General features: G+C 58.1%; 7 protein-coding genes, 1 tRNA gene and 2 pseudogenes. 2 read left to right on the top strand and 8 right to left on the bottom strand.

Annotation, left to right across the window (positions count from 1 at the left end):
• A pseudogene (locus tag ALO64_RS16610) lies at window positions 1-364 on the top strand (MFS transporter); the annotation flags it as partial.
• 51 nt (window positions 365-415) lie between these two features.
• Here the strand turns inward: ALO64_RS16610 and ALO64_RS16605 are convergent.
• From ALO64_RS16605 to rnr, 8 genes and pseudogenes are all read right to left on the bottom strand, one after another.
• Window positions 416-2,732, bottom strand: a pseudogene (locus tag ALO64_RS16605) (YgiQ family radical SAM protein).
• 107 nt (window positions 2,733-2,839) lie between these two features.
• A complete protein-coding gene (gene dnaB / locus ALO64_RS16600) occupies window positions 2,840-4,234 on the bottom strand; it encodes a replicative DNA helicase (RefSeq protein ID WP_002551832.1) in 1,395 nt (464 codons plus the stop codon).
• A 123-nt stretch (window positions 4,235-4,357) separates the two neighbouring features.
• Window positions 4,358-4,804: a 50S ribosomal protein L9 gene (gene rplI / locus ALO64_RS16595; RefSeq protein ID WP_002551831.1), complete on the bottom strand. Its 447-nt coding sequence runs from the start codon at window positions 4,802-4,804 to the stop codon at window positions 4,358-4,360.
• A 19-nt stretch (window positions 4,805-4,823) separates the two neighbouring features.
• On the bottom strand, window positions 4,824-5,720 hold the full coding sequence (locus ALO64_RS16590; RefSeq protein ID WP_004666401.1) for a YybS family protein: 897 nt from the start codon (window positions 5,718-5,720) through the stop codon (window positions 4,824-4,826).
• A 39-nt stretch (window positions 5,721-5,759) separates the two neighbouring features.
• Window positions 5,760-5,990: a 30S ribosomal protein S18 gene (gene rpsR, locus ALO64_RS16585; RefSeq protein ID WP_002551829.1), complete on the bottom strand. Its 231-nt coding sequence runs from the start codon at window positions 5,988-5,990 to the stop codon at window positions 5,760-5,762.
• Between the two features lie 28 nt (window positions 5,991-6,018).
• Window positions 6,019-6,444: a 30S ribosomal protein S6 gene (gene rpsF / locus ALO64_RS16580; RefSeq protein WP_002551828.1), complete on the bottom strand. Its 426-nt coding sequence runs from the start codon at window positions 6,442-6,444 to the stop codon at window positions 6,019-6,021.
• Between the two features lie 213 nt (window positions 6,445-6,657).
• A complete protein-coding gene (gene rlmB / locus ALO64_RS16575; protein WP_044343252.1) occupies window positions 6,658-7,419 on the bottom strand; it encodes a 23S rRNA (guanosine(2251)-2'-O)-methyltransferase RlmB in 762 nt (253 codons plus the stop codon).
• A complete protein-coding gene (gene rnr / locus ALO64_RS16570) occupies window positions 7,416-10,049 on the bottom strand; it encodes a ribonuclease R (protein WP_044343251.1) in 2,634 nt (877 codons plus the stop codon). The genes rlmB and rnr overlap by 4 nt, the downstream gene beginning before the upstream one ends.
• 224 nt (window positions 10,050-10,273) lie before the next feature.
• Here rnr and ALO64_RS16565 point away from each other — a divergent pair.
• A tRNA-Leu gene (locus ALO64_RS16565) sits at window positions 10,274-10,360 on the top strand.
• Window positions 10,361-10,428: the final 68 nt, after the last annotated feature.

Genomic DNA, 10,428 nt, shown 5'->3' with positions numbered 1-10,428 from the left:
TGTCTACACCCTCCTAGGGCTGACGGTCTACATGATTCCGTACGGTGGCTTCGCCGGAAAGCTGCTTGCAGGTACTGCAAAGGTCGCCACGCGTTTAGGCAAAAAGCTGATAGCCCGAGTTGGCAAAGTTCATGTTTCGAAATTGCTCATGAAAACGCGCATTACACTCAGAGGTACCACCTCGATCAATATCAGGCCAGCCCCTGACGTGACGGGGAAAGTATTGACTGGCGTCTCGCAATTCGTCGTGAAGCACGTCACCTGGAAGTTTTTGGCGATAAACGTAGGCAAGGGTTACAGTCGCAGACTGATCGCCAGTATGGGCACGCAGGAGCCTCAAGCTGAAGAGCAAAAGGCTACCTGACCTGAAGAACAGCCCAGCAGCAGGTACAAGCGTACCTACGGCCCATAGCTATCAGCGAGGCACTACAGGCTTGCGGGCTGGCTTGCCGCCTTTGCCCTTGCCACCCTTGGCTGCATCCATGCGCTCCTTGGCGGCCTGCTTGTTGCGCGCCATTGCGGCGGCCTTGGCCTCTTCGCGTTTGTCCCACGGCCTGCTGCCATCGCTGCCACGCGGTGGCAGGCCAGTATGCTGGGTCTGGATCAGCGTAGTCTTCGCGTTCCTGGCAACCTTGTGGCTGCCGGCTGGCGTCGAGTTCTTGCGGCGCGCACTTTGATAGCTGTCGGTCGCCGGCTGATGCAACGGGATCAGCTGATCCTTGCCAGGCCCGATCAGATCGGCACGGCCCATGCGTTCAAGGGCCTCGCGCAACATCGGCCAGCCTTTAGGGTCGTGATAGCGCAGGAAGGCCTTGTGCAGACGACGCTGCGCTTCACTCTTCACAATCGTGACTGCGTCGCTCTTGTAGGTGACCTTGCGCAACGGGTTCTTGCCGGAGTGGTACATGGCCGTGGCAGTGGCCATTGGCGACGGGTAGAACGCCTGCACCTGATCCGCGCGGAAGCCATTGCCCTTGAGCCACAGCGCCAGGTTCATCATGTCTTCATCGGTGGTGCCGGGGTGTGCGGCGATGAAGTAAGGAATCAGGTACTGCTCCTTGCCGGCTTCCTTGGTGTACTTCTCGAACATGCGCTTGAACTTGTCGTAGCTGCCAATGCCCGGCTTCATCATCTGGTTGAGCGGACCTTCCTCGGTGTGTTCCGGGGCGATCTTCAGGTAACCACCCACGTGGTGCGTTACCAGCTCTTTGACATACTCCGGCGACTCGACCGCCAGGTCGTAGCGCAGGCCAGAGGCGATCAGGATTTTCTTCACGCCCGGCAGGGCGCAGGCGCTGCGATACAGCTGAATCAGCGATGAGTGATCGGTGTTCAGGTTCGGGCAGATGCCGGGGAACACGCAGGACGGCTTGCGGCAGGCCGACTCGATCTCCGGGCTTTTGCAGGCGATGCGATACATGTTCGCGGTCGGCCCGCCCAGGTCGGAAATGACCCCGGTAAAGCCCGGCACCTTGTCGCGGATCTCTTCGATTTCGCGAATGATCGACTCTTCGGAGCGGTTCTGAATGATCCGCCCTTCATGCTCGGTAATCGAGCAGAAGGTGCAGCCGCCGAAGCAGCCACGCATGATATTCACCGAGAAACGGATCATGTCGTACGCCGGGATCTTTTCCTTGCCGTACGCAGGATGCGGGACGCGCGCGTAAGGCATGCCAAACACGTAGTCCATTTCTTCCGTGGTCATCGGAATGGGCGGCGGGTTGAACCAGACGTCGACCTCTCCATGCTTCTGCACCAACGCACGGGCGTTGCCAGGGTTGGTTTCAAGGTGCAGGACGCGGTTGGCGTGGGCATACAGCACGGCTGTCGTTGCGGACTTTTTCCACCGATGGCAAGCGGATGACCGTCTTGTCCCGGGTCATGCGCGGGCTGGCAAGAATCTGCACCACCTTGGCTTCGTTGGGGTCCTCGACGTTGCCTTTTTCCTGCTCGATGGCGCAGGCCTGCGTGTCCTGGGTGTTGACGTACGGGTTGATGATCTTGTCGACCTTGCCCGGACGGTCAATACGCGTCGAATCGACTTCGTACCAGCCCTGCGGCGTGTCGCGACGAATGAACGCGGTGCCGCGCACATCGGTGATGTCTTCGATCTTGTGGCCGTAGGACAGGCGCTGAGCGACTTCGACAATCGCACGCTCGGCGTTGCCGTACAGCAGGACGTCGGCGCAGGCATCGATCAGGATCGAGTTGCGAACCTTGTCCTGCCAATAGTCATAGTGGGCAATACGACGCAGGGAAGCTTCGATGCCGCCCAGCACGATAGGCACATGCTTGTAAGCTTCCTTGCAGCGCTGGCTGTAGACCAGACTTGCGCGATCCGGACGCTTGCCGGCCATGCCGCCAGGGGTATAAGCGTCATCGGAGCGAATTTTCTTGTCCGCGGTATAGCGGTTGATCATCGAGTCCATGTTGCCTGCAGCGACACCGAAGAACAGGTTCGGCTCGCCGAGCTTCATGAAGTCGTCTTTGGACTGCCAGTTTGGCTGCGCAATGATCCCGACCCGAAAGCCCTGGGACTTAAGCAGACGGCCGATGATCGCCATGCCGAAAGACGGGTGATCGACGTACGCATCACCGGTAACGATGATGATGTCGCAGGAATCCCAGCCAAGCAGATCCATCTCTTCCCGGCTCATGGGCAGGAAAGGTGCTGGTCCGAAACATTCGGCCCAGTACTTGGGATAGTCAAATAACGGCTTGGCTGCTTGCATGTTCAGGACCTACGTTTGCACGTTGGAAAAATCGCGGGCGCGGAATATAGCACATTTTTTGATCAAACCCGACGACAGTGGTCGGATTTGATGAGCCTGACCTCGGGTCAATCGTCGTCGAAGTTGTAACTGCCCGGTGCCAGGTTCTCGAAACGTGTGTATTTGCCGATGAATGCGAGGCGCGTGGTGCCGATCGGCCCGTTACGCTGCTTGCCGATGATGATCTCGGCAATGCCTTTATGCTCGGTTTCCGGGTGATACACCTCGTCCCGGTAGACGAACATGATCACGTCGGCGTCCTGCTCGATCGCTCCGGATTCCCGAAGGTCGGAGTTGATCGGACGCTTGTTCGGCCGCTGCTCCAGGGAGCGGTTGAGCTGCGACAGGGCAATGACCGGGCAGTTGAATTCCTTGGCCAGCGCTTTCAGCGAGCGCGAAATCTCGGAAATTTCGTTGGTCCGGTTGTCACCGCTCGATCCGGGAATCTGCATCAATTGCAGGTAGTCGATCATGATCATGGCGATATCGCCGTGCTCACGTACGATTCGCCGTGTACGCGCACGCATTTCGGACGGGCTGATACCGGCAGTGTCATCGATGAACAGCTTGCGATCATTGAGCAGATTGACCGCAGACGTCAGCCGCGGCCAGTCATCGTCGTCGAGCTGACCCGCGCGCACCTTGGTCTGGTCGATACGCCCCAGCGACGACAACATCCGCATGATCAGCGACTCACCTGGCATCTCCAGCGAGTAGACCAGAACCACCTTGTCACTGCGCAGCACCGCGTTCTCGACAAGGTTCATGGCAAACGTGGTTTTACCCATCGACGGACGTCCGGCAACGATAATAAGGTCGGCGGGCTGCATTCCGCTGGTCTTTTCGTCGAGGTCGGTATACCCGGTAGACAGGCCGGTAATGGCGTTATCACTGTTGAACAAGGTATCGATACGGTCGATGGCCTTGGTCAGCAGGTCGTTGACGCTGACCGGGCCGCCCGTCTTGGGGCGCGCTTCGGCGATCTGGAAGATCTGCCGCTCAGCCTCGTCAAGAATTTCTTCGGCGGTACGGCCTTCCGGGTTGAACGCACTGTCGGCAATTTCGGTGCTGATGCCGATCAATTGCCGCAATGTGGCACGTGCCCGGACAATCTGCGCGTAGGCCTTGATGTTGGCGACAGAAGGCGTGTTTTTCGCCAGCTCACTGAGGTAGCCCAGGCCGCCTACTTGCGAGGTCTGTCCTTCCTTGTCCAGCTGTTCAGCCAGGGTGACCACGTCAATCGGGCTGTTCTGGTCGGCCAAACGGGCGATGGCGCGGAATATCAGGCGGTGGTCATGTCGATAGAAATCACCATCGGAAACTTGATCGAGCACCCGCTCCCAGGCGTTGTTATCCAGCATCAAACCACCGAGCACGGCCTGTTCGGCCTCGATGGAATGTGGCGGCACCTTCAGGGCAGCGGTTTGCAGATCGTATTGCTCGGGGGTGGAAATATCGTTCATGGCCACTTCAATTCGAGGTTTGCAGAATGGGGATGGCACAAAGACAAAGGGCACGACCTGTGAACAGGATCGTGCCCGATGTTAATCCTCTGGCAGCAATGCCGCCAGACGATTACGTATTGCTTAAGCAGCCACTACGACAACGCGTACGGTCGCTTCTACGTCGCTGTGCAGGTGCACGGCTACGTCGTATTCGCCAACGTTGCGGATAGTGCCGTTCGGCAGACGAACTTCGCTTTTTGCAACTTCAACGCCGGAGGCGGTCAGTGCATCAGCGATGTCGTGCGTACCGATCGAACCGAACAGCTTGCCTTCGTCACCAGCGGTGGCAGTGATAGTCACTTCCAGCTCAGCCAGTTGGGCAGCGCGAGTTTCGGCAGATGCTTTCTTGTCTGCAGCCAGTTTTTCCAGCTCTGCACGACGCTCTTCAAACGCAGCCACGTTGGCAGCGGTTGCAGCGGTTGCTTTGCCGTAAGGCAGCAGGTAGTTACGACCGTAGCCGGCCTTAACGTTTACTTTGTCGCCCAGGTTGCCCAGGTTGGCGACTTTTTCCAGAAGGATCAGTTGCATGTGGAAATCCTCTTAACTTTTAACCTTCACCGTTCGCAGGACCATTGCCGGAATCTTTCGAACTCCGGCGACCGCGAAAATCAATCAGGCTGTCGACAATGGCAATTACCACGAGCAACGGATAGATCAGTTGCATGAACACCAGCAGCGTTATGTACATCCCTACCAGCCAGAACCGGGAAAGCCGCTTTTCAGCAACCAGACCGTGGATCAGAGCCAGCCCCGCAAACACCAGCGGTACGCTGCAAAGCGGTGTAAGCATTGCTATCTGCGGACCGAAATTCGGCCCCACCAGCATGCACACCAACAGCGCCAACGCAGGCACCAGCGGGAGTTTCACAGCGCGAAATTCACGCCCGAAACCACCAGGGTTGTACAACATCGCTTGCCAGTACCGCCCAAGAATCAGGCACAGCACACTGACGATTTGCAGCACAGCCGCTATCAGGCCATTCAGGACGGGTGCAATCAGTGCCCCCAGACGCGCTCGCTCTTCTACGTTCAACTGCTCGTAGAGCCCGGCCAGCATTGTCGGCAGATGCTTTTGCAGCTCCTGCGACATTGCTTCCAGAGGTTCGCGAAAAACCGTGCCCAGAATTACTGCATACACCACGCCCAACGCCACGCTGACCAGCAGCACGCGGACCCAGGACTCGCTGGCACGCAAAACCATTGCCAAACTCAGCGAACCGGCCAGCACCATGGCTGTACGAGGTTCGCCGAAATACCACCAGACCAAAGCCGGCAGCAGAGCCCAGGACAGGACGCCAACGGCATCACTGAACCCGCGTCGCAGAAGCACAAGGCACCCTGCGGCAGCACTCAACCAGAACAACAGCGGCAATGCCGCACATCCAGCCACTACGAGAGTGGCCTGCATACGGCCGCGCATGATGAATTCAGCCAGGGCACGCATGCTTTCTATCCTTTGTTACGTTTTGTCGACTACCTGGTCTCAGCGACCGTGGCTGTCGGTGTAGGCCAGCAGGGCCAGGAAGCGGGCACGCTTGATAGCGGTGGCCAGCTGACGCTGATAACGTGCTTTGGTACCAGTGATACGGCTTGGAACGATTTTGCCGGTCTCGGATACGTAGGCTTTCAGAGTGTTGAGATCTTTGTAATCGATCTCTTTGACGTCTTCAGCGGTGAAGCGGCAGAATTTACGACGACGGAAGAAACGTGCCATGTAATTGGCTCCTCAAAAGGTCCGTGGATTACTCGTCAGCGTTATCGCTAACGTCGCTGTTGTCGCCGTCATCGCCATCGGCGCTGTCGGAGTGCTCAGGACGGTCACGACGCTCACGGCGCTCACTGCGGTTCTCTTCGGCCTTGAGCATCTCGGACTGGCCAGTTACGGCTTCGTCGCGACGGATGACCAGGTTACGGATCACAGCATCGTTGTAACGGAAGTTGTCTTCCAGCTCGGCCAGAGCCTTGCCAGTGCACTCAACGTTCAGCATCACGTAGTGAGCCTTGTGAACATTGTTGATTGCGTAAGCCAGTTGACGACGGCCCCAATCTTCCAGACGGTGGATTTTGCCGCCGTCTTCTTCGATCAGCTTGGTGTAACGCTCTACCATGCCGCCGACTTGCTCGCTTTGATCCGGGTGGACCAAAAAGATAATTTCGTAATGACGCATGAATGCTCCTTACGGGTTGTAGCCTGCCGCTCAAAAGCGGTCAGACAAGGAGTGAATGACACTGTTGGTCTTGCTCAGGGACAGGCACATGCGCGCCTGCCGTGACAGCAAGGGGCGCAATTGTAGAGAAGGGTCGAGGGAGGCGCAAGGCAATTGGTGAATTAATGAGCAGATCGCATGGCGCGACCTGCTCACTCTGGCCAGGCGCCGAAATCAGGCCTTTTTGCCGGCAGCCTTGACACTGCGCTGACGCAGCGCTTCAAACAGACACACGCCGGTCGCGACCGACACGTTGAGACTGCTGACACTGCCCGCCATCGGCAGACGTACCAGATAATCGCAGTGCTCGCGGGTCAGGCGACGCATGCCCTTGCCTTCCGCGCCCATGATGATGATGGTCGGGCCGGTCAGATCCTGCTGATACAACTCGACCTCGGCCTCGCCTGCCGTACCGACAACCCACAAGCCGCGCTGCTGAAGCTTTTCCAGCGTGCGCGCCAGATTGGTCACAGCCACCAGCGGGATGACTTCGGCCGCACCGCAGGCGACTTTGCGCACGGCTGGCGTCAAGGTCGCAGACTTGTCCTTGGGCACGATCACGGCCAGCGCACCTGCCGCATCGGCGGTACGCAGACAGGCGCCGAGGTTGTGCGGATCGGTCACACCATCAAGCACCAGCAGCAACGGCGAACCTTCGCTGCGGTCGAGTAGCTCGTCGAGCATTGCCTCGCCCCAGACCTGACTCGGACTCACATCGGCCACCACACCCTGATGCACGCCTTCGACCCAGGCATCCATTTCGCGGCGTTCCGCCTGACCGATGGTCACGCGATTCTCACCCGCCAGCACCACCAGCGTCTGTACGCGAGGGTCGTTACGACCCTCGGCCAGCCAGATGTGCTTGACGCGTTTCGGGTGATGACGAAGTAACGCTTCTACGGCGTGAACGCCGTAGATTTTTTCCAGCTGACTCATGACTTGGCCTTGGGTTTACGAGCGCCACCGCTTTTCGCGGTTGGCGCGGAGCCCGATTTTGACGGACCTTTACGGTGTTTACTGGCCGGCTTGCTCGACGAAGGAGCAGAGCCCGACCTGTCAGACTTTCCCGACGACGCCTTGCTACCACCCTTCGCGTCTGCCAGAAGGGCTTTTTTCAGCTCGCGGCTTTTACGCACTTCTGCGTTTTTCGCCGCCGCATCGCTCGGGCGATACGCTTCGGTACTGCTCTCCTTGGCAGAAGCGCTACGGCGACCGGACTTGGCAGGCGCCTTTTCCTTTTCCGTCGTTGTAGTGGCGGCAGGCGGCGCAGTGTCATGACCACGACGCTTGCGACCAGCCGGCGTTGCAGCCGCTGCGGTTTCGGAAATCTCGAAGTCGATCTTGCGCTCATCCAGATCAACACGCATGACGCGCACTTCGACGCTGTCGCCCAGACGGAAATTACGTCCGGTACGCTCGCCGGCAAGGCGGTGATGCAGGGGGTCGAAATGGTAGTAATCACCCGGCAGAGCCGTGACGTGGACCAGACCTTCGACGTAGATGTCAGTCAGCTCGACGAACAGGCCAAAGCCGGTTACCGCCGTGATCACGCCCGGGAATGACTCGCCCACGCGATCTTTCATGTACTCGCACTTGAGCCAGTTGACCACGTCGCGCGTAGCCTCGTCGGCACGGCGCTCGCTCATTGAGCATTGTTCGCCCAACTGATCGAGCAGCGCGTCGTCGTACGGGTAGATACGCGCCTTCGGAATCGTTGCAGCACCGGCAAGACGTACGTGTGGAGTATCCTGCTTGGAGCGGATAACGCTGCGAATAGCACGGTGCGTCAGCAGATCCGGATAACGACGGATCGGCGAGGTGAAGTGCGTATACGCTTCGTAATTCAGACCGAAGTGGCCGTTGTTGTCCGAGCTGTAAACGGCCTGGCTCAACGAACGCAGCATGACGGTCTGAATCAGGTGGTAATCCGGGCGGTCACGAACGGTTTCAAGCAGCGCCTGATAATCCTTCGGTGTCGGACCTTCCTTGCCTTTGTGCAGCGTCAGACCCAGCTCACCCAGGAATGCACGCAGTTTTTCCAGACGCTCTGGCGGCGGACCATCATGGACGCGGTACAACGCGGGAATTTCGTGCTTCTTCAAGAACTGCGCGGTGGCCACGTTGGCGGCCAGCATGCACTCTTCGATCAGCTTGTGAGCATCGTTGCGAGTGGTCGGACGGATTTCGGCGATCTTGCGCTCGGAACCGAAGATGATCCGGGTTTCCTGAGTTTCGAAATCGATCGCACCGCGCACATGACGCGCCCCCAGCAACACCTTGTACATGGCGTAAAGCTGCTTGAGGTGCGGAACCACGTCGCCGTATTCGCCACGAAGGCTTTTGGCTTCAGCCGTTTTCGGCTGTTCCAGGATCATGCTGACCTTGTTATAGGTCAGGCGAGCGTGGGAGTGGATGATGCCTTCGTAGAATACGTAGTCAGTCATCTCGCCGGTCTTGGAGATGGTCATCTCGCAAACCATGGCCAGACGATCGACGTGCGGGTTCAGCGAGCACAGGCCGTTGGACAATTGCTCAGGCAGCATGGGCACGACGCGCTCGGGGAAGTACACCGAGTTGCCGCGAACCTGGGATTCAGCATCCAGCGCCGAGCCGATTTTCACGTAGCTCGATACGTCGGCAATGGCCACGTAGAGCTTCCAGCCACCGGAGAACAAGCGCAGTTTACCCGGCTTGGCTTCGCAATAAACCGCATCATCGAAGTCGCGAGCGTCTTCGCCATCGATGGTCACGAAAGGCAGGTGGCGCAGGTCTACGCGATTTTCCTTGTCCTTCTCTTCTACTTCCGGCTTGAGCTTCGCAGCTTCCTTGAGTACAGCCTCAGGCCACACGTGCGGAATATCGTAAGTGCGTAACGCAACATCGATTTCCATGCCCGGCGCCATGTAGTTGCCGACCACTTCGACCACATCACCCTGCGGCTGGAAGCGCGGCGTTGGCCAGTGGGTGATTTTCACCTCGACGAACTGGCCGATCTTCGCATTATTGTTGCGGCCCGGTGTTACCAGCACTTCCTGCTGGATTTTCGGGTTATCGGGTACAACAAAACCAATGCCACTCTCTTCGAAGTAGCGACCAACAATGGTTTCGTGAGCACGCGAGATGACTTCGACAATAACGCCTTCGCGACGACCGCGACGGTCAAGGCCGGAAACGCGCGCCAGCGCCCGGTCACCGTCGAACACCAGACGCATCTGCGCCGGGCTCATGAACAGGTCATCGGAACCGTCATCTGGAACCAGAAAACCGAAACCGTCACGGTGCCCGGAGATGCGACCCAGAATAAGGTCAAGCTTGTCTACCGGTGCATACGTGCCACGACGGGTATAGATCAACTGGGCATCACGCTCCATTGCCCGAAGGCGGCGGCGCAGAGCCTCGAATTGATCTTCGGTGGTCAGGCCGAATTCTTCGACCAGTTGCTCGCGACTGGCCGGCGAACCGCGCTCGGCAAGGTGCTGCAAGATCAGCTCACGGCTGGGAATAGGGTTTTCGTATTTTTCCGCTTCACGAGCGGCCTCGGGATCGAGGGACTGCCAATCGGCCATTAGATAGTTTTCACCTTGTATATATAGGGGTTAGTTTGGCATAGACCTCATGAAACGGGAAATTTCACGCTCAAACCACTCGACAAAAAGCCTCCCCGACCACGCTGCAAGACCCGAAACACACCGCCCGCGATTTTTTTCGACTTTTTTCATCGCCGGGGTTTACAGCCTAAAAAGCGCTCCGTATAGTGCGCGCCATCGGCAGGTTGAAGCCTTCCGATACTGCCCAGATGGTGAAATTGGTAGACACGCCAGCTTCAGGTGCTGGTGACCGCAAGGTCGTGGAAGTTCGAGTCTTCTTCTGGGCACCAATTCAGGCAAGAGACTACAACAGTCTCAAGCCTCACAAAAACCCGCGAAAGCGGGTTTTTGCATTTTC

Origin of the sequence: Pseudomonas meliae, assembly GCF_001400515.1 — a bacterium.
Taxonomy (GTDB): domain Bacteria; phylum Pseudomonadota; class Gammaproteobacteria; order Pseudomonadales; family Pseudomonadaceae; genus Aquipseudomonas; species Aquipseudomonas amygdali.
This window is presented reverse-complemented; position numbering and strand designations above follow the sequence as displayed.

Excerpts from the sequence above, each read along its gene's own strand:
- dnaB (WP_002551832.1), bottom strand. The coding sequence starts at position 4,234 with ATGAACGATATTTCCACCCCCGAGCAATACGATCTGCAAACCGCTGCC.
- rplI (WP_002551831.1), bottom strand. The coding sequence starts at position 4,804 with ATGCAACTGATCCTTCTGGAAAAAGTCGCCAACCTGGGCAACCTGGGC.
- ALO64_RS16590 (WP_004666401.1), bottom strand. The coding sequence starts at position 5,720 with ATGCGTGCCCTGGCTGAATTCATCATGCGCGGCCGTATGCAGGCCACT.
- rpsR (WP_002551829.1), bottom strand. The coding sequence starts at position 5,990 with ATGGCACGTTTCTTCCGTCGTCGTAAATTCTGCCGCTTCACCGCTGAA.
- rpsF (WP_002551828.1), bottom strand. The coding sequence starts at position 6,444 with ATGCGTCATTACGAAATTATCTTTTTGGTCCACCCGGATCAAAGCGAG.
- rlmB (WP_044343252.1), bottom strand. The coding sequence starts at position 7,419 with ATGAGTCAGCTGGAAAAAATCTACGGCGTTCACGCCGTAGAAGCGTTA.
- rnr (WP_044343251.1), bottom strand. The coding sequence starts at position 10,049 with ATGGCCGATTGGCAGTCCCTCGATCCCGAGGCCGCTCGTGAAGCGGAA.